Consider the following 24,239-nt stretch of genomic DNA (forward strand, 5'->3'; position numbering starts at 1 on the left):
ATCTTCCCTTACAATTTAAAAGTAAGGGAAGATGTTTTTGTATTACAAATTAGAAAAATGAAGTTCGGCAACAATTATAAAAGTAGATTCATTATAAGTTAAACATCATTTCTTCCGCTTTCCGGATGAGGCGGGAAGTTATTGTGCCACCCACCGCGCCAGCGTCACGGGATGCAATATGACCCCAATAGTCTTCCTTCATGTTCTGTGAAGGGATGGCACCAAGCTCTGTAGCAAACTCTACATTCAAATTCGCAGCGGATTTACCGACCGGTAACCCAAGCTCTGCAGCAATCTCATATTTCAGCACATCCAAAGCTTTTCCGCTTTCCGGTACCACTTTCTTGTTCGTCTTCGACATTTGGGGATACCTCCTCAGTGGAATGTATCTTTATTGTCTCCGCAGTCGATAACCTCACCCGTATGAAATGCTGGGGGAAGGGACAAAATTATGGTGTAGCCTTTCTATCTGCGTCCATTAATGTATAACCACCGCGCACCATCACATAAATGTCTGCCTTGCTTTTGGGATCAGGCTTGATTCCGCGGCCTTCCCTCGGGATGATCAGCATGTGGTTCAGCTCTACAGGTGAACCTGCTGAGATGTCTTTTCCACTTGTCACATTGGGAATACCATCTTCCGTGTCGCTGACGGCAAGGACTTTACCGGAGCGAACGATGATCTCCGTACCTGCAGAGCCGAGGAGAGTTTGTCCAGGTTGGAGTTGGACCACTTTCAACGAAGATGAAGCAGCCGGACTACCGGTTTCAGGCGTTGGCGTTATAGGCGAATCCCCTGTAATCGCCGCTGCAATAAGCTCTTTTACCTTCGCTTCGGTGATGCTTTGCTTGGTAAGCTCGTCCGTTACTTTATTGGCGATATTCTGGTCGAAGTAACTCTTCGTGATGATGGGGTCGTCTACGGAGCCTGGTTCGGCTCCAGGAGCTATGCCATCGGCGCTGGCTACTATTACACAACTTGTGAATAGGATTACAGAAAGAATTCCTATTCTTTTATACAGACAATTCAAGTTAAGCCGTCTCCTTTCTAAAAAAAAGAAGACCCGAAGGTCTTCTTTTTTTTACTTACTTATTTATTACTTTTTGTAAGTGAATGCAGTACTAGCAGAGAAACCAGCTGGCGTAGTAGCTGTTACGTCAAAGCTGTATACATCTCCACCAGTGATTTGCAGGTTGCCTGCAGAATCAATAGTAACACCGGAAGTTACTGCGCCACCAACTGTTCTGATGTTTGTTACAGCGAAAGTAACACCGAGAACTGGGTTGTACAGCTTCGTTTTGTCATCTTCATAAGTAACGCCATAGTTGTCTGTTACTTTAACGTTAATTACATCGAAGATGTTGAAGCTGCTTGTAGTAACATCTTTGGATGCATCGCCCATAGCAATCTTCGTTGTAGTCAGAGCATCATCTTTAACGTTGACGGAGATTTGTTTAGTTACTGTTTCGCCTTTATAGTTGCTGAATTGAATGTTGACTGTTGCAGCACCTTTTTTATTACCGATAACAAATGCTTTTCCTTCATTAGTACGGCCAGCTTGAGCCACGGAACTCGGCGCAGCTTGTGCGGAAGTAATATTCTTAGGAATAGCAACCTTGTCACCAGCAGCATCGGTAGCAACAACTTTAATTTCTTTAGCAAACTTACTGGTTGTAGCCACATCGGAGCCATAGACCAGATCCGTTACCGAATCACTATCCAGTGCATTGAAGAGATCAGATACAGCTTCAACAGAGTAAGTCAGATCTTCTGTTTTGCTTGCGATCTTCAGATCACGAGTGAGCTTGCTCACTTCAGTCCATGTAGTGCCATCATTGCTTCTCTTCTGAATGATAGCTGTGAAGTTACCATCTTTCGTTGCAGTAGTTGGCGCAATAAACTTATGCTCTTTTGTGAACTTCTCAAGGTTCCCGTTCAGAACGAGGGACGCTGGGAAGTAACCACCCGGGAATTGATCCACAAACTGCTTCTTCAGATCATCATGTGGTCTCACGCCAATTGTAGTTCCATCTGCACTATAAGTCGAAGCAGTTACAGTGATTTGGTAGTTGGAAGTACCGCCAACCACGTTACCGTTAGCATCAACGTTTTTAAGCTCTTTCAGCTCTTTGCCATATTGGTCAAGAACTTCGAATTCAAAGGCACTTTCTGCACCTGGAACGATTTTCTTCGCAGGGTCAGTCGTTACTTTGAAATGATCTGGGTAACGAGCAGATTGTACTGTGTAAGTTTTTGTAGGAACACTAGTAACATTCACAGTTGCAATCATCGCTGTTACTGTTACCACACCTTTGGAAGTTGGAGTAATCTCAGTAAGTTTGATTGTTCCTTTATGCTCGCCGGAAGTTTGGATACCGTTGTTTTTCGCGCCACCAACTGTAACGTTGATACGCTTAATGTTTTCTTCGCTAGTCAGATCCTCAATGCTAAGTTTATTTCCAGCTGCATCATACGCAACGAGAGGAACATAAGCATCAGCGTCGCCAGCGGCGATAACATTGTTCATTTCGCCAATTTCCAGCTTAGTAGCTACTTTAGTAGAGCCTACTTTGAGCGTACCAGTAGCCGTACCTGCTTGGCTGTTTACTGTGAAGGTATAGTCGCCGGACTTATCAACATTCGCCTTCAGAGTGAATTTGATATCAGCGATTTCATCGTTATTGGAATCGCCCGGAGTAGCAACCAGGTTGCCTTCATATGGATTGAAGTTAATCAGAACATTTTGTGCGTTCACTTTTGTGGAGTCGAACGAAATCAGATTGCCATACTGATCGTACTGGAGAAGATCAGCCGTTGCGTATTCGCCAGTACCGCTCAAGGAATCTTTTTTGTTGCTGTAAGTGATAGTTCCCAGTTCAACTTTCGAGATGAACGGCTCGGAACCCAGTTTGAAGTTCTTCGTTACAGAAACTCCACGGTTGTCATTCACGTAAACGTTAACCGGAATGATACTTACGAATGGAGTAAACTGGCTGCTAGTAGTGTCGAGAGTCAGAAGAAGCTCACCAGCATCATTTTTCTTCAGCGTTGCGTTAGTGTTTGGAGCAAACACAGTGTACGCACTCGCAGAAAGAGTAGTGTTCTCGCCGTATTGGTTGGAAGCTTTCAGCTTAATGATAGCTTTGTTTGTTTTAGCAACGGTATCGTTAGCATTAACAAACTCCAACTTTTGTACAGTTTCATCTTGAGCTGTGAATTCTGCTGTCGCCTTGTCGATCTCTGCTGCTTCCAGACCGCTCAAGGTTGCAGTATAAGTACCTGCAGTCAAACGGGTTTCTGTAGTAAGCACTACAGATTTCTTGTCGTCAGCAAATTTAACGGATTCAACAGCTACATCAACACCACCGCGCTTGAGCGACAGCTTAGCTTTTGCCGTATCAACATCACGGTCAAAAGTAACCGTTACTTGCTTAGCGCCAGTTGCTTTAGCTTCAGCTACGGAAGCTTTTGCAGGGCGGTTTTCGTTTTTGAAAGCTTGTTGAGCTTCGTATGCTGCAGTCACGAGCAGGTCGCGAGTTGCTGCGGAAGTACCGCCGAACGTTCCGTCTTCGCCGGAAGTCAGGATCTTCTTCTCGATCGCCAGTGCTACATAGCCTTTAGCCCAGTCGGAAACCGTCTTGTCGCTTACGCCAACATCGGATTTCACTTGGGATTCCCATTTCAGACCACGAACGAGGAACGTAGCGAGTTCTTGCTTCGTTACTTCGCCAGCTGGGTTGTATTGACCAGGAGCGTAGCCGTCAGTCAGACCAGCTGCTTTCAGAGCTTCGATGTAAGGAAGCGCGTAGCCGTTAGCCGGATCGTCAGCTTCTGTTTTTACATCGGAGAAGCTGGAAGTCTTCAGGGAAGTGTCAACCTTCAGACCGAAGATCAGAGCCGCAACTTTCGCGAATTGAGCGCGGTTCATTTTGTCTTTCAGACCGAATGTATCTGCGCTTACGCCGTCGAATACGCCAGCGGTAATCATTGCATCAAATTTTGCTTTTGTAGCTGCGTCCAGATCGTTCAGATCTTTGAAGTCAGCGGATGTTGCGCCCAGTGCTACGGAAGAAAACATCGAGAAAGCCATAGCCAGGGATACGATTGCGGATAAACTTTTCTTCATAACCTTTTTTTCTCCTCCTCGGATATCTTTCGGGTTTTGAGAGTTCTGTGTAGAAGATCTAAAATGATGGCTCGAGCTCATTAGCCAATTCACCCCCTTCCCAGAGTTGAGCGTGATTCATTCTTATTAGCTAAGTCTGCAGCCGAAACCACAGAAACTAGTAAACAAAAAATGATAGACTAAAGATTCGCATGCCATTGAACATTATAGCATCGGCATGTTACCGAGGTAAAGGATGATTTTGTCATCATTATCCATCGGCGAACTCTCGAACCGCTTTTCGGCGGCCCTTGTTTGTTTTTCACTGTATTAAACGCATGGTTTTCCAAAAAGTTGCGCTCTGTGAAAAAAACTTTTACTTTTTTTTCGGATTGTTTATTCACCGGCCAAAACTCCCGCTTAAGTCCTCTTCAAGAGCGCTCTATAATCTTCCAACCGCTACAGCGACAACTGCATACTACTCGATAGAACTCCATCATGTCATTACACAAAATATGCCATCAGCAAACATGCTTCCTCTTACAGCAAAAAAAGATACAGCCAGTATCGGCTGTATCTTAGAAAAAGCTGTTATTTCGGAACTTTCTTAAGCTTCGCCAGCACGCGCAGAGAAATGGCGGCAGACTCGGCTCTGGTGATGTTGTCGGCAGGATCAAAGCGGTAAGTCAGTTTTGTCTGGCCTGCGAGCAGGGTATTCGGACGCCCTTCAATAAACCCGGCCTTCGTTACGGCTTCTACAGCCGATTTGGCGTAGTAGCTGAATTTCGGATCGGTGGAGTCCGTGAAGAGTTTGTCCAGCGAAGCTTGGACCTTGGTATCATCCGTCAGCATCTTAAGCTCTGCTGCACGGGCAATCATAACCGCCGCATCTTGACGGGTAATCGCTTCGTTCGGCAGGAACAATCCCTGCGAGGTACCGCGTACGATACCGGCGCGAGCTCCTGCTTCGATATGCAGGTAATTGTACAGATTAATACTATTCTGAAGCGTAACTCCCTTACGGACGTCACCGAACGTGCCTTGGAAGTCCGAGTTCGTCGTATCCGGATTCGTCAGCGGGATATCGAATACTTTGACAAGCAGCGTTACAAACTCACCGCGGGTAATGGCATCGTCCGGAAGGAACCGGCTGCCGCCGCTGTCTTTGTTGAACATGTAGCCTTTGGAGTACAGGGTATCGATGATGTCGCGCGCCCAGCTATGGTTCGTCACATCATTGAAGCTGTCGTTCATGTACATCACTTGGAAGTAACCGAACGAAGGAACAGTCACCGTAATGGTGTTCTTCTTGGAATCCACGACGCCGCCAAGGTTCTTCCACCCCAGCTGGGACACCGGCACACCGGCCGATACTTCGGCACCGCTTGGGTCGGCGAAGGTGTTGTATTGGAACACGGTAACGTACTTCCATGCATCCGCCGTGATCGTAGGGTCATACTTGAATGTCAAGGTAACCGGTTGTGTCGGAACCACAAGATCCTGAATGTCGTAGCGCGAATAGAATGGTACCGGCTGCAGGGCGGACGATACATCCGGATCGCTCGAGACCAGCGGAAGCGTACCGCTGCCTTCCAGGGCGCCCTTCAACTCGGCTGCCGTATTCGGGTCTACTTGATCACTGATCGTACCCGCATCGATCCAGAACAGTTTGCTTGCCGGCTTGAAACGGTAGGTTTCCGCCGCTCCGGACAAGCTTTGCGTAGCCAGGGAGTTGGCATACTCAATATCTTTATCTACAATGCCTGTTTGCACATTGGCGATACCGAACAGAAGCTCTCTCTTATTCGTAAGATAATTGTTAGTGGACGTACGGTCATTCCGCATCAGCTTCACATCTTTGCCGATCTTCATTTCCAGGTCACCGCTGAATACCTTCATAGAAGAGGAGATCTCGCTCTTATACTGCGCCCCTTCGATAGGCGTGTTTACATTATAAAGGACGATACTTCCGGAGTTCTGAGCCGTTCCGCGGTTGACGGTAAACTTGATCTCATTGGCACCGGCTTTGAGTCCCTTCGCTTCATAGATAAACATGCCGCCTCTTGGCAGTACTTCTTCTTTGCCGAACAGAACGCTGATAGCCCCTTCGGCTTTAATCTCAATTCTTTGGAAATTCTTATTGATATTCGCCTGTGTCTTGCCGTTCTCATTGGTGAAGAGTTTCTCCGGAAGCATGATCACATACGGATGTGCTTCTTTGGAGATCTTGACGGTTTTTGTAGCAAGTACACCCGAGTTATTCTTTGCTGTTACTTGGAAGTAGTAGTCACCATTCACGGTTAGAGGGACGCTCTTCGTTGTGAATGTTTCGGTAAAGGTAATCTTATCGTTCTCATTATCGAATGCTTTGGAAGAACTGGCGATGGCAATAGCTTTCTTAACCGTTTCACCAGGAATGGTGTACTCGATCGTGTACGATGTAGCATTACGAAGGGAACCAGTAAAAGATACGGTGTCCTCGGTAGTTGCATACTCGTCCGTTTTCACTGACTTGAATACTTTGGAGTCCGGGTTTTGTTCGACCGGAACAACACTGTTCACATAAGGCACGTTATCGCTGAGAATAAAGATCTCGTACTTGGACTCCGTGATGACTTTACCGCCAATTTTGACGGAGAACAGGATGGTCTTCTTGCCGTCTTCCCCCATAACCGCCGTGCTGCCGAACTTGGTTGTACCATCCGTAGCAAGGGAATCCGCCGTAATAGTAAAGGATCCATCATACGGGTTTTTGTAGAGGCTGCTCATGCTGAACTGCGTATCATTGACCTGCAAGAGAACATTATTCTTCTCTGCATCCGGCAGGTTAACTACGCGGCCTGTCAAGCAAGGACCTGTTCCACTGCCGCAAACGATCTTCGAAGCACTCGTAAACACTTGTCCATTGTAGATGCCATCCAAAATAACATAAGGCGCACTGGCGATTTGCACCAGATAGGTTTTGGAACCCTGAATATTCTCCCCATTGGCCCCAATCGGAATTACGGACAAGGTGGAGATGCCGTCAGCCAGTGTAGCTACATCGATCTTGGCTACGTTGAGCGCTTTGCCGTTGGCATCCGTCAATGAAGTCGCTTCTGTAGCTACAGGTGTACCATAGTTGCTGTTGTTCACTTTCAATTGTACCTGTGTTGCATTGGCTGTCGTGTACACGTGCAGCGATGCCGGGAACCGGTTCAACTGCGTCATGCCGACTTCATTCACTTTGACAGCTTGCCCGGTTGGGAGCACGTAGTTCATGTAGGATACATATGGCGTGTTCGGATCCACTACGTAGAATGCGTATTGGCCGCCCGGTTGAACAAAGTCCGAGTTTGTAATGAAGTTAAATGCCACCGATTGATATTTGTTGCTTGTATCCGTCGTCAGGTTGTACTCAAAGTTAAACACCTTATACTGATTCGCCACGCTCGAAAGCTCTGTGAGGCTGCTCAATACATATTTGGTCGGTGTCTGTGTACCTATTGCCACATTCACTTCTTTGTAGAGCAGGTTATTGTTGCTGTCGACGGGCACTTTCAGCTTTGCTTTTACCGTAACGGCTGCAGCAGTATCCTTGGCGACAGTAGGAACAGCAGCGAGCTTTTGGAACGCGCTGGCATCAACCACACCGTCTCCATCCACATCGACATCCGCCCCCGCATTTTTCACCCAAGCATCGTATGCGAAGGCCTGTCCGTTATCATACACGAACGTACGGTCGATGTAATACGTGTTGCTGTTGTTGGTGGAAATGAGGCGCATTTCGTTATCGCCAGGCTTCAGAGCCAGGTCGTTGTTACGGCCTGTGTTGGTAATGAACGTAAACGCCCCGCGGTTGAATACAACCGGATCGTAAGCTGTACCGTTCACATACGCTTGAATTCTTGTCGCATTGCTGGCCGTACCCGTAATGCTCAGGCTCGTATAAGGAGCGCTTTTCGGATACATTTCATTATCGTTCAAGGCCACTTCGTTCAACTTCAGGTCCGTAATATTCGTAACCGAAGTAAAGTGCACCCAGACAGCTGGCGAAGATACAACCGTAGCTTCCCCATACTTCGCAACGACCTTGTTCAACCCCTCTGTCAGCGTGACGCCGGAGAAGATAACTTCGTTTGCGTTATTGGCATTCTTGACGGCCTTGTTCGTTTTATTTAACGAAGTGACCCCCGTGTTGATATTCGTAACTTCATAATAAATACTGTTAATCTGATCCGCTGCAATTCCGTTAATGGTTACCGGCAGTGTAATCGAACTCGTCGTGAGCTGCACCGGAGCGGACTCCGAATCGCTTAACCCGCTGATCTTCAGTTGAATTCCATCCGCCATGCTTGTGAGTGGAGCGAGCAGACTAAAGAGCATCGTTACCAAAAGCAGCACACTAACCCGCAGGCTTGTTGTTCGTTTCAAGATGTATTTCCTCCTTCAAGGTAATGATTATAGGAATGTCAATGAATACTGGAGCAACAAGTTCATATCTAGTTTATCGGCCGGCGGTGACCAAACGTTTAGCTTTTAGAAACGCGATTTTGCAAATAAAAAAACCCAAACCTGTATGGTTTGGGCCCTTCTGTAAAAAGAAGGAAATTACATCGTTATTTCGTCATACGCTGCATGGTTTTCATCCGGATCTTATTGAGGAACTGCAGTACTGGCCGCTTGGTGCGTGAGATGATCCCGATGAACTCCGCTCCGACGACAAGAATCACGAGCAGTACGGCTACCAGGATGACCGCTCCCCAAAGCGCCTGCTGCTCGGACATGTACGACAGCAACACGGCGGAGAATCCGAAGATGGATGCAATCCCGTAAATGATCAGTACTGTTGTCCGGTGGCTGAATCCCATCCGCAGAAGACAGTGGTGAAGGTGACTCTTGTCCGCTACGGAAATAGGCAGATTGTTCACCCAGCGGCGCATGATCGCGAAGAAGGTATCGGACAGCGGAACACCGAGAATCATGATCGGTACAAGCAGGGATACGACAGTAGCCTGTTTGAAACCGAGCACCGACAAAGTAGCTAAGGTAAACCCGAGGAACAAAGCTCCCGAATCGCCCATAAAGATCTTCGCCGGGTGGAAGTTATAAAAGAGGAAGCCTGCAATGCTTCCGAGAAGTGCAGTACACAGAAGTACGACGGTTACGTTGCCCATCATAAGAGCAAGCACCAGAATCGTGGATGTAGCAATGGCCGATACGCCGGCAGACAATCCGTCCAATCCGTCGATCAGGTTGATCGCATTCGTAACGCCGACAATCCAGAAAATCGTAAGCGGTACGGCAAGCCAGGAGAGAGACACGGTTCCGTCACCAAAGGGGACATTGACCAGATCGATCGTTACTCCGGAATAGACAACAACCGAGGCAGCCAAGACCTGACCCAGAAGTTTGATCTTGGGAGACAAGTCGAAACGGTCATCCAGCGCGCCCACCAGAACAACGATGGTGCCCCCAACCAAAAGGCCGAATACCACATCAGTTTTGAGGGTGTCAATGGCAGGAGAGACAATGAAATAAGCTCCGATGAATGCTATAAAAATCGCGAGTCCGCCCAGCCGGGGCATAATCCGGCTATGTACCTTGCGGTGATTCGGTGCATCGACTGCCTTAGCCCAAAATGCAAAGCGTCTTACCAGCGGTGTCATCAGCAAAGCAATCAATAATGCAGCGACAAAACCGATTCCGTATAACAAGTTCATACGAATATTCACAGCCCCTTTTTTCTATGAAAACCCCAAACAACTCAAATTATACTCTGAAGTTCCCTCAAACTCCATCGTGATTTTGGGCGGTATAGGCGGTTTTCAGGTTGTTTTCATAGGTCTGATCAAGGTTTCTGCATATTTTCCTTCTCACCATTCACTTTCACGCCTTCTTACGGCCCCTTATTCCCTTTTTGACAAATAAATTGTCTCGATTTGGTACGCAACATAACCCCTCGTCGAGATCTTTTCACCACAAAGGGAATCCTTGAAACCGTTGTCCCTCTTCCTTGGTAAGGATCCTGAGTACGGCCATTTCGGCAGTACTTCAGGATCCGCCCAGGTTTTTTCTTTATTTTGTTCTACGGTTCTTCGCGAAGTAAGCGGCGATCCGCTCGGCCGGCCGGTGGGCGTCCTTCTTCAGGCGTTCGATCGCCTGCCGTTTGTCCTGCCGCCAGCCCTCTCTGTCGTTCAGAAGACGGATTAATTCTCCAGCTATCGCCGCCCCGCTCGGCTCCCGGGTATTGCTTGCGGCCTTCATCGAAAGCCGATTCAGAAACTGATCGATCTTGGGATCATACGAGATGCCGACCATGGGCACCTGCCGCCCCGCCGCATATATCAGCGAGTGCAGCCGCATCCCAAGCAGGACGGAGACCGAAGCGGCTTCCGCGAGCATATCCTGCGGGTGAGTGACTCCCCTCGCGAAGGAGATGCGGTGCTTGTAGGTTTCCCCCAAGCGCTGAGCCACATACTCCGAGGCTTCTTCATCCGACGGAAGATGGAACGGGAGGAATCGGATGGCAGCCCCCGTCTCATCGAGCGCCTTCTTGAGTGCCTCTGCCGCGGCATCCAGTTCGGAGCGGTCTTTGTTCCAGAATCGGACGGAGACGCCGATAACTGCTCCCGCCTCGCTGCCCACCGTTCCGCCATGACGCGCAGCACTCTTCAGCGGCATGCCCATCACGGGATCGGGGACCACCTCTACCCGGCCCTCTTCTATACCCATGCGCAGCAGTAGGGCTTTGGATTCCTCGTCACGTACGGTAATCAGCTCACAGCGCCGGAAAGCCGAGCGGATCCATCCGAAGAACATCGGCCGATGCACCGGCCCAATGCCCTGGGAGTAGATGAACACCGGCTTGCGCAGCAACTGGGCCAGCCGGATCACGCCGATATAGTACGGAATGGTCTTCGGACTCGTCTCATCCTGCAGCAGACTGCCCCCACCGCTGATCAGGCCATCGGCCCCGCGAATCGCACGCCACAGCTCGAGGGGACGCAAGCGGTGAACGGATTCCACGCCGTAGGTGCGCGACGTCTCTTCCGGGTTCACGGACAGAACGACAGGGTGAAAATTTACACCCTGTCGTTCCCCTTGTTCCTGCAGCGCCAGCAGAATCGATTGCAGCACGGCCTCGTCACCGCTGTTGTTGAAACCGTAATAGCCGGATATCACTATTCGTTTGACCGGGGTACCCAACGCTGCCAACTCCTTGTGATGATTTCCCAAACGAGGATCAAGCCGACGCCAATCAGCGTACCAAACCCAAGGCCAAGCAGCACTCGGATCGATGAGATCTGCAGCGGCGTATGGAGATGCGCGAATGTATCGACAATGGAAGCCTGCCCGATGACTCCAGCCAAAATCAGCAGCAGGGCGCTGCGGTATTTATAACTGAGATAAGCACCCAACAGGAACAGCGGATGGGCGAGCAGGAATTCCTTGGTCCGCGGTCTCACCCCAAGCGTATTCTCAAGGAAGGACCGGAAATATTTTTCCCAATCGGAAGCTTGTCCTTCATTGCCTGTTCTTGACAGGTAATAATAGCCGGCAGCGGCCAAGACAGCGGCCGCAATGATCCACAGCACGCTGATATTGGAAGCCAGCATAGCCTTAGCACGCAGCATCCGATCCTTGTAGCTGATATTCTCCTGCATAAAGAGAAGCCAGTATAATCCGACGATCCCGATAGGAGCCAAGTGCAGCAGACTCACGCCCCGGAACTGCTCCAGCACCAGTGAATATTGAATCTGGTTCAGCAGGCCTACGATGAACAGCAGGCCCATCACCGAGATCAGGGAAGAGCGGAGAAGCAGGGTAATCGCAAACAGCAGTTTGGATCCTGAAGGCCGTGCGTGCTTTCTTCCGGCTTGCCGAAGTGCGTACATAATCGATAAGCTCGCGGCGCTCGTACCCGCGCTCAAGGCAAGGCCCTGGGCGAACAAGGAGGCGCTCAGCACATATAAACCGGCCGATCCGACCATTCCAAGCAGGAATACCAATGCCGCAATCTCAGGAATGAAGTAGGACACCATCAGCGCAATAAGCGCTACGCTTCCCGCCCAGACCAGCAGTTTGGCTGCGCTCTGCCACGAAGAGTGGACAAGCTGGAACGGTTCTGCCGGTGCCATCTTGTATCCAGCCTTGGCGATTCTCGGGATCGCTCCATCCGCACCGGTCAACGCTTCGTAGAGCGAGTCAAGCGGATGCAGAATTTTGCCCTTCTCCAAGCTCTTGACGGCTCGGGCGTTCAATAGAATCATACGAATGTTGCGATCTTTGGCCGCCAGGACGAACCGGTCGGCTACGCCCTGTATACGGCTCTTGAGCTCTTCTGCCGTAATATTCTCGGTGAGCTTCTGCGCATCGTTCTCCGTGAAGGAATGCAGCCGTACCACATCGTGATGAATGCGCTCAGCCATGCCGTTGAAGCCCCGCTGGGGGGTCTTCTGCATTTCGATCGCCGCGAGCCCGATCTTGTACTTCAAGAGAAGCTCGCTCATCCCATCGAGACCAGACACGTCCTTCTCGCTGACAAAGCCAGGAACGCTGTCTCCGTCGACGATGATCCTGCGGACACCCAGATCTTTCATTCTGCCGAGCAGCGCATCCATTCGGGCTGCCTCAAAGGCTCTGCGGTTGGACATCCGGAACACGATCGTGAAGCCTTGCTCCTTCAGCGTCTCCAGCGTCATCGGATCCGGATCCATGGATTTCAGCACGGCCTCGTCCTTGGACATCTCCAGAAGCAGGCCCGGCTGGCTCTTGTAGCTCCACGCACGTACGCCAACGCCCAGGTCGCCGAAGGCCTGCCGGATGAGCGGCGCCAGCCTGCGCTCGGACTCGCTGTCCGCGAAGAGCACGTAAGTGAAGTTCTCGCCAAGTGCTCCAGGCGACTGCGTGAGTACAGAGGCTTCCTGCGAGGAATACACCTGCAGACGGCGGCTGAGCTGAAGTTCATTCAGCGACGATTCGTATACCGCCAAGGAACCTACCCGATGCTCCTTCAACTTCTGAAGCTGATCGCTTACGAACCGCCGGGGATCCGTCTGCAGATCCGAGATCTCCAGAAGATCCCGGTAATCCATGACGAACTCGACCCTGCGGCCCGATCCATCCTCTGTCTGGTACCGTTCATAGGCGATGGCTAGGGAGGCCAGCATCCCGAGGATGACCAGCCACCACAGCGCCTTCACCGCCCATTGGTTCAGTCGCAAATACCTTCCTTTCAACGCTGTCAGCTCCAAACTTGTTTGTTGTTGGTTATTTCTTGTCCACTCGGCTCATCACGGTCTGTACCAGCTGCTCCAGCGAGCCTGCCGCTCCTTCGGAAGAAGAACTGCGAACCGCGAAGTAGACTTTAATCTTCGGCTCCGTACCGGAAGGACGCAGCGTGAACCAGGAATCGTCTTCGAGCATGTACTTCAGCACGTTCTCCACCGGCAGACCGTACAGGCCTTGCGAGAAGTCCTCGACCTTGGTCACCTTGAGTCCGTTGATCTCTGCCGGCGCATTCGTGCGCCAGTCGGTCATGATGTTACCGATCTGCTCGACGCCGTCTTTGCCCTTCAAGGTACGGGATTCCAGCTTCTCGAGGAAGTAGCCGTGACGCTCGTACAGCTCTTGCAGGACATCGTAGAGCGTCTTGCCTTGACTCTTGTAGTATGCAGCTGCTTCGCAGATCAGCATCGATGCAATGACCGCGTCCTTGTCCCGGGCATACGTGCCGGCCAGGTAGCCGTAGCTCTCCTCATAGCCGAAGAGGAATGTCGATTCGCCCGTTTGCTCATACTGCGTCATCTTCTCGCCGATATATTTAAAACCGGTCAGCGTGTTCACCACCTGGGCACCGTAGTGCTCGGCGATAACCGCACCCATCTCGCTGGTCACGATCGTCTTGACGACCACGCCGTTGTCCGGCAGCTCGCCGCGCTCCTTAAGGGAGCTCAGCAGGTAGTCGACCATAATGGCGCCCGATTGGTTGCCGGAGAGGACAAAATACTCGCCGCTCGGATCCTTGACCACCGCACCCATGCGGTCGCAGTCGGGATCGGTGCCGATAATGATGTCGGCGCCGATTTTCTTCGCCTCGTTGATCGCCAGCGTGAACGCTTCGCGTTCTTCCGGATTCGGCGATTTCACGGTGGAGAAGTTGGCATCCGGCTGTTCCTGCTCGGCCACCACGTGCACCTGCGTAAAGCCTGCGCCAGCGAGTGCCGCACGTACGGACAGATTGCCGGCGCCATGCAGCGGCGTGAATACGATACGGAATTCGTCCGCCGTCTCTTGGATGAGCTGCTTGTTGCGGCTCACGGCAGTCACGGCACGGATGTACTCGTCATCCACCGCTTGTCCGATCCACTGCAGCAGGCCGGCTTTCTCCGCTTCCGCACGGGAAGCCCGTTTGACATCGGCGAATGCCTGAACGCCGCGGATCTGCTCGATAACCTGCTCGGCCTGATGCGGCACAAGCTGTCCGCCGTCATTGCCGTAGACTTTGTAGCCGTTATACTCCGGCGGGTTATGGCTCGCCGTGATGACGACGCCCGCATCCGCCTTAAGGTAGCGCACAGCGAACGAAAGCTCAGGCGTGGTGCGGAGCGATTCGAATACATAAGCCTTGATGCCGTTGCCGGCGAGTACTTTTGCTGTTTCGAGAGCGAACTCAGGCGATTGGTTGCGGGAGTCGTAAGCGATGACGACGGAAGGCTGTTCCTTGCCCGCTGTCTCCAGCAGGAATTGTGCCAACCCTTGCGTCGCGCGGGCCACTGTATAAGCGTTGATCCGGTTCGTCCCCGCGCCGATCACTCCGCGCAGACCCCCGGTGCCGAACTCCAGGTCGCGGTAGAAGCGGTCCTCGATTTCCTTGGCATCGCTGCCGATGGAACGGAGTTCCTCCTTCGTCGCCGCATCAATGGCCGCATCCCCCAGCCAAAGCTCATACTGCTCTTGTACCCGTGTTTGTGTGTTCATCGTAATCTCTCCTCCACCCATGATTGGTTGTGTCTATGTATGTGAATTCTGGTCGGCCGCTTATTGATGAGGATCCTTCAGGGCGAACATGAGCTCTCCCTCGGCCACGACTTTGTCGCCAACGCGGGCGACGGCTTGTCCTCGGCCGAAGGGACCTTTGGCCCGTGTGATGACCACCTCGAGGGTCAGCGTGTCTCCCGGAAGAACTTGATCACGGAACCGGAAGTTATCGATCCCTGCGAAGAATCCGATTTTGCCGCGGTTCACTTCGAGGCTCAGCATCGCAACCGAACCGACCTGCGCCAAAGCTTCGACGATGAGTACGCCCGGCATAACCGGGTACCCCGGAAAATGTCCCGGGAAGAAAGGTTCGTTGATCGTCACATTTTTGAGTCCGGTTGCTCTCACACCGGGTTCGAGCTCCAGAATCCGGTCTACGAGAAGGAATGGGTAGCGGTGAGGGATAATTTCCTGAATTTGTTTAGCGTCTAGCAAAGGTATTGCTCCTTCCATCGGAGTATAAAAAAGGGGGTGATGACTTAGACTAACAAAGTCCCTTCATGATCTGCAGTAATGAAGGTTGATATAAGGGAGCTTATGTTCACGCGAACGGTCTGCATCCGGCGGACCTGAACATGAGCTCCTTTTTATCCATGGCCGGCAGTTCTCTGCCCCGCTTGAGCGCAGTTCCCTGTCTACCATGGTTCATTCAAAGAATCAGACTTGCTGCTGCGCTTATGTAAGAGGTTAAATTGAAGGATATAGATGATAGAGGTTAGGATGGACACCGAGATGACGAACCATAAGTAAGCGTGGGCGTGGGGGAGCCGGAACACAATCAGGAGAATCGCCACGTAATACAAAACGGTCGTCAGTTTGCCCATGGCGTTGGCGGGAACGGTTTTTTTGCCCCGGAAATGAAAGTAAGCCGATCCGGCGATCATGCCGGCATCCCGCAGGAACATCGCGCAGGCCGCCTGCCACGAGATCATCTGCGAGAAAACGAGCGACAAAATGACCGTAATCATCATCGATTTATCGGCTAAAGGATCCAATACGCTTCCAAGGTCGGTAACCAAGCCGCGGCGGCGGGCGATATACCCGTCGAGCACATCGGTCGCTCCCGCAAGAAGCAGAACGAAAAAGGCGGTCCTCATATACCCGGCCCCGAATACAACGAGGTATGCCGGTATCAATGCAAAGCGGCATAAGGTGAGTATATTCGGCACATTCCACACACACGGGTCCCCCTTATGGAAACAGCAAACCGGCGATTGTTCGCTCTCTGTTCTCTTTCGCATCTATTCCCATCCATTCATTATACCTTTATCAGGAAAAAAATAAAACTCCCCTGGTTCGGAGAGTTTTCATGAGTTCCTATTCAGTTTGCGGCAAACACCAAATCGAACAAATGGCGCCATGTACCGAGATCCCAGACATCCTTGAAGTCCCCATGGCCGATGACGGCATAACCGATGGCAAGTCCTGCGAACAGGGCTGCCATACAGATCAGAGGAATCCATGTCCATTTCACTATGGTGAACAGAATTTTCTTCCACCTCGGGGACAGGGCAGGCGCCTTCTCTGGATTATCGTTCAAGACTCCTACCTCGCTTTGCAACGTTCCCTGGCCTCCTTCCACCTTCTTGCTTAGGCCGGCGCCGGAAGCCGCCGGAAGAACCGTGCCTCCGGCAATGCTTGCTTATGCGCGCAGGTTATTGGCCAGGTTCATCATTTGATCGGCAGACGAAATCGCCCGGGAGTTGAGCTGGAATGCCCGTTGAACCGTCAGCATTTCCGTCATTTCATCCGACAGGTTCACATTGGACTGCTCGAGGAAGCCCTGCCGAACCGTAATCGGGTCTACCGCATTGTTGGCCGCGGTCACCGTCTGGAGGATCTCATCCCGCTGCTGCTGCGTGATATTGCCCGGAAGTCCATAGAGGTTGTCGCCGATCTGCTCGAGCAGCTGCGGACGGACCACACGAACCATTTTCAGCTGACCGGCCTGCACCGGAGCCTCAGCTGGTTGCGCATCGTTATAAGCCATAATAACACCATTAGCCTCAATCTGCACGCGGCGCCCCTCCGGAATCCGGATCGGCTGGTTGTCCGCTCCCATCACGTAATGGCCGTCTTTGGTCGTCAGGAACGCCCTCGGGTCGGCCGGATCCGTCGACTTGGACAATTCGAATGCACCATTGCGCGTCCACCGGGTAGTCGTAGTGGCATTGCCGGTCTCGTCCTGCCCGTTCGTCGAAATCTCGAAGAGCCCGCTGCCCTCAATCGCCGTATCAAGCGGATTATCGGTGGTCTGCAGCGATCCCTGCGCCAAGTTCAGCTGGGCTGCCACCATCTTGGCACCCCATCCTTGGCCATACCCGAGCGGCGTCAGCCGTCCCGTCTTCTCGAAGTTCTTCGGCTGTTCCTTCACGCTTGTCAGAACGTCCTGGAACGACGCTTCGCGGCGCTTGTATCCTGTCGTATTCACATTGGCGATATTGTTGGCGACAAGGTCGAGTTTCTGCTGCAGCGAATGCATCGATACGGAAGAGTTGATCATCGAGTTATTCAAAGGGGATTCCTCCTGTACTCATGTATTCTACTTATATCGGCTTGTCCTGCTCAAACTGTGAATGGTCCCGTCATTACGCACGTCATACGATCGGATATTATACGCGGCCTACGTCGTTCGCGGCCTTCTCCATGCTCTTGTCGTAGAACTGGATCATCTTCTGGTTGGCTTCATAGGCACGCAGGGCGGACATCATGTCCACCATGGACTGGCCTGAATCCACATTGGAGCGTTCCACGAATCCCTGGCGCACTTCGAACTGCTCCTGGGGTCCGGCCGGTTGGGCCATCGCCTGCGCTTCCCCGTCGAGGCGGTACAATCCGTTGCCCTCGCGTACGAGCTGGTTCGGATCTTCCACACGGGTAATCATCATCGAGAGCGGCTGTCCGTTCGCCCCGTTGATCGGGCGTCCGTCGACGTTCGTGAACTGGCCGTTCCGGGTAATCCGGAAGTTCGTCACCGGCGTGCCCCCATCCATCAGCACGATAGGCTGTCCATCGCTGCCGAGCACCGCGTGCGCTTCGGAGTCGATCAACTGGCCGTTCGCATCGAGCGAGAATTTGCCGTTAAGGGAGTAACGGGACTCGCCTGAGGCATTCTGGATCGTGAAGAACGCCTGCGGCTGTGCGACCCGCTCCCCGTTCTCGTCGACGTACTTGCCGGACGAATCGAACCGGGCGCCGGGTACCTGCATATTGGATACCAGAGCGAAGTCGAACGGATTGTTCGTTTCTTGAAGATCGCCTTGGGCATTCAGAGACACATTCTCCTCTGCCAAGACGCCTGTATGAATGCGGCCCAAGGTTCTGGTACCGGCCGCTGCGCCCGTATTGTCATCGCGCGTACGCTCAATGAGCACTTCGGGGAACGACCGGTTGATTCCGTTGCCGCCTTTGAAGCCAGGCGTATTCAGGTTGGCGATGTTGTTGGTCACGATGTCGTGTTTACGCTGCTGGGCGATCATGCCGGATGCGGCAGTATACAGGCCTCTTAACATGGGGTTGTATGCCTCCTAAAATTTGCGTTTGGATACCTTGTCTAAGTTGTCGAGCATAATACCCGTACCTTTTACCACACAATGCATCGGATCTTCCGCGATGAGAACGGGAACCTTAAGCTCGTCCGCCAGCAGTTGGTCGATGCCGTGAAGCAGCGCGCCGCCACCCGTCAGGATGACGCCGCGGTCGATAATGTCCGCCGAGAGTTCCGGCGGCGTCCGCTCCAGCACGCTCTTCGCTGCGGCCACAATGTTCGCGACCGACTCGTCGAGCGCTTCCTGAATTTCCTGCGAATTGATGGTCATTGTCAGCGGAAGTCCGCTCACCATATCCCGGCCGCGGATGTCCATCGTCTCTTTCTTCCCTTCGGGATGAACCGTGCCGATCCGCATCTTGATGTCCTCGCTGGTCCGTTCGCCGATCAGCAGCTTGTACTTGCTCTTGATATATTTCATGATGGAAGAATCGAACTTGTCCCCCGCGATTTTAATGGAAGAGGAGGTGACGATGTCGCCCATGGACAGAACCGCCACATCCGTCGTCCCTCCGCCGATATCCACGACCATATTCCCGCTCGGCTGGTATATGTCCATGCCTGCGCCGATGGCCGCCGCTTTCGGTTCCTCTTCCAAGAATACTTCCCGCGCTCCGCTCCGTTCGGCAGCTTCCCTGATGGCCTTCTGCTCCACGGACGTGATGTTGGTCGGAGCGCAGATGAGAATGCGCGGGTGTGAGTACCAATTCCTCCCTCCCACCTTATTAATAAAGTATTTCAGCATCAGTTCGGTAATTTCAAAGTCGGCAATGACCCCGTCCTTCAGAGGACGGATCGCCACAATATTGCCCGGTGTACGCCCCACCATGCGGAATGCTTCTTCTCCGACGGCCAGTACCCGTTTTCCATCGCTCTCAATGGCGACGACGGACGGCTCATCGAGTACCACGCCCCGTCCTTTAACATGAATCAGAACGTTCGCAGTCCCGAGGTCAATGCCGATATCCTTGCTTAACATCCAATAATCCTCCCTAGCCAACCGTCCGTCTTTCCTACAATTTCAGAAGCGGCACAACATGATATACAAGATGATATACGCTTATAAGGTACATTCGCCATGAGTTCGCAAAATCCTTTTTTTCATGAACGATTTTTCGACAAATATCGCTTCGCTTCCGGCCGGTCAGGGGAGGGGTGCAGAGAGCGGGTTTCTGGCTTACTTAACGGTGACGAGCTTCTCCTGTACTTTCGGGCTGCGGGTTTTGCGGTACTTGATCTTGGTCGCCTCTCCGCCGCGCAGGTGGCGGATCGACTTATGATATTCCAATATGTGCTTGACCTGATTCGCCAGCTCCGGGTTGATCTCCGGCAACCGCTCCGTCAAGTCCTTATGCACCGTGCTTTTGGAAACGCCGAACTCCTTCGCAATGGTACGGACTGTGTGCTTGGTCTCCACCAGGCAGCGGCCGATTTTAATCGTTCGCTCTTTGATGTAATCGTGCACTCCCCTCGCCTCCCTACTCGAGATAGTTTGGTACAGTATATGAGGGGTCCACGCTTATATTCGCCGTTTCCCGGCCTGACAAGCCGCGGGAGCACAATTATTTTCAAGGACAAGCCGCATTTTCATTCGCTTAAGCCGCGCCCCCGTCGCCCGAGGCGCTATGCGCAGGACAGCGCATTCATCTGTGCTCTCCGCCGCTTCTCCGAGGATGAAAAAAGAAGCAGGGTCGGTTGAGCCTCCCTGCCTCTTCTGCCACTTACGTTCTATTACTGCTGAGTAATATACTGATCCGGGTTCACAGCCGGTCCGCCTTGGCCCTGCCGCAGTTCGAAGTGCAGGTGGGTTCCCTGGTCTTTCTCCAGCTCGTTGCGGCCAGCCTGGGCGATCACGTCGCCCTTCTTCACTTCCGCGTCTTTGGTCACTTTCACTTCCGCGAGGCTCTGGTAGACGGAGACAAGTCCGCTCGCATGCGTAATTTCAACCAGATTGCCGACCAGCGGATCTTTCTGCACAGCGGTTACCTTTCCGCCCGCAACGGCGAGGACATCGAATGCGGCCTGGTCTTTCTTCTGGAAGTCCACGCCGATATGCGGCGTGAACGTATCCCCGTACTCTACCAGAGCTGCTTGTCTGACTTCATTCGGTGCGTTCGTATCGAAGTAAGGGAGCACCACTTCGAGCTCGCTGCGATCTTTCACCGGCCACTGCATGGTCTCCTGCTTGGCTGTCGTCGCTACGGAATCCGGACCCGATACACTGTCGGTGACAGTACCGGCGGGCTTGTCGATCGTCACGTCATTGGTTGTCGTCAGGCCACCCCCGCCCTGATACACCCACATGATCGTTAGGATGATGGCCGCTGCAGCGATGTACGTTGCCGGAAACACCCACTTCTTGGCAAGCAATCTCTTCCAGGCTGACGATGTGTTGTGTGCTCCTTCAATGGTTTTAGGAGCCTCGTTTTGTGAATCTCTTTTTTGTTCATTCATATGTATATCACCTCGCTAACCAGTCTTACCAGGTTTGCGAGATTTATACGCGGGCCCATTCTACCCTTTAGAAACTTTTTGCGGACAGTAGATTCGATGCCTTGGACAGTTCAATGCCCGTATAATAATGCTTCACGATCTCTTCCGCCTTGCGGCCTTCCAGAGCCATCCCCTGGGCTCCCCACTGGCTCATCCCGACCCCGTGCCCGTAGCCGAACGTCGTAATCTCCCATACTCCGCTGCGGTAGTTCCACTGGAATCCGCTGGAGTTCAGGCCAAGCTTCTCCCGGACTTCCCGTCCGGTGAACTGCTTTCCTCCCGCAGAGAGCTTCAAGATTCGCTTGCCCTGGCTGCGTGCGAGCACCTGCAGAGCTTTGCCCCCTCCCGCAGAAGCGGGAAGCGCAGCCGGCAGCCCGAGCTTCGTCTGAAGCTCCTTAGAGGTGAATTTCACCGTTTCCTTGTACCGCGGGGACAGTCCCGCATCCCATGGGCTCGGCACCGAACGCAAATAAGGAATCTTGATATTCCAATAGTCCTCCGAGTTCTCCGTATAGCCGTTCGAGGTGGAGAAAAAGCTGGCTTCGATCGGCTGCCCTCCGTAGGTGAGAACCGTATCTTTTGTTTCTTCCACGGCGCGGTTCAGCTTGTCCCGGACTTTCGCGTAGCTGCCGCCCCACCGCTCTTCCAACTCCTCATCGGTCACATAGGCTTGATGGGCCGTCGTATCCGTGACAAGAGCTTCTCCGGCGGGAACCCCGCTGCGGTCCCCATCCAGCATGCGCCTGAGGATATACGTCCGGGCAGCCAGCGCCTGCGCCTTGAGTGCCTCGAGCTCGAACTCGGCCGGCATTTCCGCGGCCACTACTCCCCGCACGTAGGCTTCCAGCGGAATGCGATCCGTCGTCTTCGACTTCGAAAGATAGACCGGGATAAGCGTGCTCTCGCTGCGGCTGGGTCCGGCGCCCGCTGTCGGGACGGCAGCCGGCTCGGCTGAAGGTACGGGACGGACAAGCAGTCCTGGCACGAGGACCACGACGGCCGCAAAACTGGCCAGCCACACAGCAAACCAGCCCAGCATGTTCTTTTGCCTGGGATTCAGCCTGTACTTCGTCATCTCGGTTTCGTCCTCCGTCCTTGTCAGGGCTGCTCTCTTTACTGCCGCGACGGCTGCAGGTACCCTTACTATATGAATCGGAAAGATAGAATAGAACGTCCGCCCCCTCTCTCTTCTCTATGATTGGGAGGAAGCAGGCGCCTCTGGTTGTTCTGCTGCCTTCCTGGCTGTACGCAAAAAAAGAGAACCCGCAGCCCCGGAGGGTTGCTGGTTCTCTCTATGGTATGCAGCCGTGGAACGCCATCTAAGGAGCGATGGCTAAGCCAGGCTAGGCTGAATCGCAAACAGCGGGAGCGCTTCTTCGCGTTCTGCTGCCTCTTCGACGACTTCCAGAGGCAGACGGCGGATATCGGCCCCGAGCAGGCTCAGCTTCTCGGTGATTCCCACGTAGCCGCGGTCAATGTGATGCAGACCGGTAATCTCGGTGTCGCCATCCGCTACCAGCGCCGAGAGGATGAGCGCGGCGCCGGCACGCAGATCAGTAGCGCACACCTTCGCTCCCTGCAGGCGGCTGCCGCCGCTCACAACGGCCGTACGGCCCTCGACCTTGATCTGCGCGCTCATATTCGCCATCTGCTCCACATGCATGAAACGATTCTCGAATACGGTCTCCGTCACGATAGAGGTTCCGTCCGCCGTCAGCAGCAGTGCCATCATCTGGGACTGCATATCGGTCGGGAAGCCCGGATACGGCAGCGTCTTCACATCGACAGCCTTCAGCGGCCCCTCGGTATACACCCGGATGCCGTTCTCGTCTTCCTCAATCTGCACGCCCATCTCCTGCATCTTGGAGATGACCGGCCGCAGGTGATCGCCGATGGCTCCCTCTACATAGAGGTCGCTGCCGGTAATCGCCGCAGCAATCATGTATGTACCTGCTTCGATACGGTCCGGAATGACGGTATGCGTAGCCCCTTGAAGACGCTCTACGCCGTCGATCCGGATGAGGCCCGTGCCTGCTCCGCGGATCTTCGCACCCATCGCATTCAAATAATTGGCAAGATCCACAATCTCCGGTTCCTTCGCCGCATTCTCGATCAAAGTCGTGCCTTCGGCGAGCGCCGCGGCCATCATGATGTTCTCTGTCGCGCCCACACTGGCCACGTCCAGATAGATTTTGGCGCCCTTCAGGCGGCCGCTCACCCGCGCTTCGATGTAGCCTTGGCCGAGTTCAATCTCGGCGCCCATCGCCTCGAAGCCTTTGAGATGCTGATCGATCGGACGGGTTCCGATCGCGCAGCCTCCCGGCAGCGAGATTCTTGCTTGGCCCATGCGGGTCAACAAGGGCCCCATCACGAGGAAGGATGCCCGCATTTTGCGGACGAGATCATAGGAAGCTTCGCAAGTTGCAATGCTTCCGGCATCCACCCGGATCGTCTCATTCCGGTATTCTACAGCGATGCCCAAGCTTTCCAGTACTTTATTGATGACAAGTACGTCGTCCAAAGGAGGCGCGTCATGAATCACGCTGACTCCTTCGGATCCCAAGATAGAGGCTGCGATGATCGGCAGTACGGCATTTTTGGCACCGTGGATCCTCACTTTGCCGGATAGCTTTTTGCCGCCGCGGACGATAATTTTGCTCATCATGGTCCCCCTCCGCGTATTCTGTATGATGTGCTTGTAGCTGCCGGTCACAATACTATTCGTGAGGCCGCTTCGATTTATATCGGTTGTACTATCCATTGTTGACAACATTCTCCTCGGTTATTCGAAAACAAAGGAAATTCAGAACATCTTGGAGAACCATGTCGACCAATCCAGGTAATCAATCACAAACCGGGCGACCTGGTATCCCACGGCAATGGACAGAAAGACCTGTAGCGTCTTGGCCGCCCCGCTGCGGGGACGTTTCAAGATCGCTTCCAGCTTCACTTCCTGCAGAGCCCACCAGGAAACCCCGATGAACACCAGCACCACAGCGATATTGATGAGACCCTTGAGTCCCATGGACGAGTTCATTTGATCGACATAATCCACGCTTTGGCACTCCTTG

Annotated in this window: 19 protein-coding genes; all 19 read right to left on the reverse strand. The window is 52.9% G+C overall.

The genetic code is table 11. The features are described from left to right. Nucleotides 1-91 precede the first annotated feature (91 nt). A complete protein-coding gene (locus O9H32_RS28160; RefSeq protein ID WP_013913906.1) occupies nt 92-361 on the reverse strand; it encodes an alpha/beta-type small acid-soluble spore protein in 270 nt (89 codons plus the stop codon). An 88-nt stretch (nt 362-449) separates the two neighbouring features. Further along, entirely contained in the window at nt 450-1,031 is a 582-nt protein-coding gene (locus O9H32_RS28165; protein WP_269869447.1) for a hypothetical protein, read from the reverse strand. Nucleotides 1,032-1,097: 66 nt separating this feature from the next. After that, nucleotides 1,098-4,127, reverse strand: coding sequence for an S-layer homology domain-containing protein (locus O9H32_RS28170; protein WP_269869448.1), 3,030 nt, complete (start codon nt 4,125-4,127; stop codon nt 1,098-1,100). A gap of 570 nt (nt 4,128-4,697) precedes the next feature. Then, nucleotides 4,698-8,519, reverse strand: a complete 3,822-nt coding sequence (locus O9H32_RS28175; protein ID WP_269869449.1) for an S-layer homology domain-containing protein — start codon at nt 8,517-8,519, stop codon at nt 4,698-4,700. A gap of 185 nt (nt 8,520-8,704) precedes the next feature. Beyond that, nucleotides 8,705-9,808, reverse strand: a complete 1,104-nt coding sequence (locus O9H32_RS28180) for a glycosyltransferase family 4 protein (RefSeq protein WP_269869450.1) — start codon at nt 9,806-9,808, stop codon at nt 8,705-8,707. A 355-nt stretch (nt 9,809-10,163) separates the two neighbouring features. After that, nucleotides 10,164-11,294, reverse strand: a complete 1,131-nt coding sequence (gene csaB / locus O9H32_RS28185) for a polysaccharide pyruvyl transferase CsaB (RefSeq protein WP_269869451.1) — start codon at nt 11,292-11,294, stop codon at nt 10,164-10,166. Continuing rightward, entirely contained in the window at nt 11,270-13,327 is a 2,058-nt protein-coding gene (locus O9H32_RS28190; RefSeq protein ID WP_269869452.1) for a DUF5693 family protein, read from the reverse strand. The genes csaB and O9H32_RS28190 overlap by 25 nt, the downstream gene beginning before the upstream one ends. A gap of 31 nt (nt 13,328-13,358) precedes the next feature. Next, nucleotides 13,359-15,068: a phospho-sugar mutase gene (locus tag O9H32_RS28195; protein ID WP_269869453.1), complete on the reverse strand. Its 1,710-nt coding sequence runs from the start codon at nt 15,066-15,068 to the stop codon at nt 13,359-13,361. Nucleotides 15,069-15,128: 60 nt separating this feature from the next. Beyond that, entirely contained in the window at nt 15,129-15,563 is a 435-nt protein-coding gene (gene fabZ / locus O9H32_RS28200; RefSeq protein WP_269869454.1) for a 3-hydroxyacyl-ACP dehydratase FabZ, read from the reverse strand. Nucleotides 15,564-15,763: 200 nt separating this feature from the next. After that, a complete protein-coding gene (locus tag O9H32_RS28205) occupies nt 15,764-16,306 on the reverse strand; it encodes a CDP-alcohol phosphatidyltransferase family protein (RefSeq protein WP_269869455.1) in 543 nt (180 codons plus the stop codon). 143 nt (nt 16,307-16,449) lie between these two features. Beyond that, nucleotides 16,450-16,689, reverse strand: coding sequence for a DNA-directed RNA polymerase subunit beta (locus O9H32_RS28210; protein WP_269869456.1), 240 nt, complete (start codon nt 16,687-16,689; stop codon nt 16,450-16,452). Nucleotides 16,690-16,770: 81 nt separating this feature from the next. Continuing rightward, nucleotides 16,771-17,643, reverse strand: a complete 873-nt coding sequence (locus O9H32_RS28215; protein ID WP_269869457.1) for a flagellar hook-basal body protein — start codon at nt 17,641-17,643, stop codon at nt 16,771-16,773. Nucleotides 17,644-17,740: 97 nt separating this feature from the next. Beyond that, a complete protein-coding gene (locus O9H32_RS28220) occupies nt 17,741-18,640 on the reverse strand; it encodes a flagellar hook-basal body protein (protein ID WP_269869458.1) in 900 nt (299 codons plus the stop codon). A 15-nt stretch (nt 18,641-18,655) separates the two neighbouring features. Next, nucleotides 18,656-19,654 carry a rod shape-determining protein gene (gene mreB, locus O9H32_RS28225; RefSeq protein WP_269869459.1) on the reverse strand — a complete coding sequence of 333 codons (999 nt, stop codon included), beginning with the start codon at nt 19,652-19,654 and terminating at the stop codon, nt 18,656-18,658. Nucleotides 19,655-19,852: 198 nt separating this feature from the next. Beyond that, nucleotides 19,853-20,140, reverse strand: coding sequence for a sporulation transcriptional regulator SpoIIID (gene spoIIID / locus O9H32_RS28230; protein ID WP_013913891.1), 288 nt, complete (start codon nt 20,138-20,140; stop codon nt 19,853-19,855). Between the two features lie 266 nt (nt 20,141-20,406). Beyond that, nucleotides 20,407-21,129 carry a M23 family metallopeptidase gene (locus O9H32_RS28235; RefSeq protein WP_269869460.1) on the reverse strand — a complete coding sequence of 241 codons (723 nt, stop codon included), beginning with the start codon at nt 21,127-21,129 and terminating at the stop codon, nt 20,407-20,409. Between the two features lie 67 nt (nt 21,130-21,196). Next, nucleotides 21,197-22,243 (reverse strand): stage II sporulation protein D, encoded by a 1,047-nt coding sequence (gene spoIID / locus O9H32_RS28240; RefSeq protein WP_269869461.1) that lies wholly within the window; start codon nt 22,241-22,243, stop codon nt 21,197-21,199. 258 nt (nt 22,244-22,501) lie between these two features. Then, nucleotides 22,502-23,830 (reverse strand): UDP-N-acetylglucosamine 1-carboxyvinyltransferase, encoded by a 1,329-nt coding sequence (murA, locus tag O9H32_RS28245; protein WP_269869516.1) that lies wholly within the window; start codon nt 23,828-23,830, stop codon nt 22,502-22,504. A 141-nt stretch (nt 23,831-23,971) separates the two neighbouring features. After that, nucleotides 23,972-24,223 carry a DUF1146 family protein gene (locus O9H32_RS28250; protein ID WP_269869462.1) on the reverse strand — a complete coding sequence of 84 codons (252 nt, stop codon included), beginning with the start codon at nt 24,221-24,223 and terminating at the stop codon, nt 23,972-23,974. Nucleotides 24,224-24,239: the final 16 nt, after the last annotated feature.

The sequence above is a fragment of the Paenibacillus caseinilyticus genome, from assembly GCF_027533645.1.
GTDB classification, from domain to species: Bacteria; Bacillota; Bacilli; order Paenibacillales; family NBRC-103111; genus Paenibacillus_G; species Paenibacillus_G caseinilyticus.

Excerpts from the sequence above, each read along its gene's own strand:
- O9H32_RS28160 (WP_013913906.1), bottom strand. The coding sequence starts at position 361 with ATGTCGAAGACGAACAAGAAAGTGGTACCGGAAAGCGGAAAAGCTTTG.
- O9H32_RS28170 (WP_269869448.1), bottom strand. The coding sequence starts at position 4,127 with ATGAAGAAAAGTTTATCCGCAATCGTATCCCTGGCTATGGCTTTCTCG.
- O9H32_RS28180 (WP_269869450.1), bottom strand. The coding sequence starts at position 9,808 with ATGAACTTGTTATACGGAATCGGTTTTGTCGCTGCATTATTGATTGCT.
- O9H32_RS28195 (WP_269869453.1), bottom strand. The coding sequence starts at position 15,068 with ATGAACACACAAACACGGGTACAAGAGCAGTATGAGCTTTGGCTGGGG.
- O9H32_RS28220 (WP_269869458.1), bottom strand. The coding sequence starts at position 18,640 with ATGTTAAGAGGCCTGTATACTGCCGCATCCGGCATGATCGCCCAGCAG.
- mreB (WP_269869459.1), bottom strand. The coding sequence starts at position 19,654 with ATGTTAAGCAAGGATATCGGCATTGACCTCGGGACTGCGAACGTTCTG.
- O9H32_RS28235 (WP_269869460.1), bottom strand. The coding sequence starts at position 21,129 with ATGAATGAACAAAAAAGAGATTCACAAAACGAGGCTCCTAAAACCATT.
- spoIID (WP_269869461.1), bottom strand. The coding sequence starts at position 22,243 with ATGACGAAGTACAGGCTGAATCCCAGGCAAAAGAACATGCTGGGCTGG.
- murA (WP_269869516.1), bottom strand. The coding sequence starts at position 23,830 with ATGAGCAAAATTATCGTCCGCGGCGGCAAAAAGCTATCCGGCAAAGTG.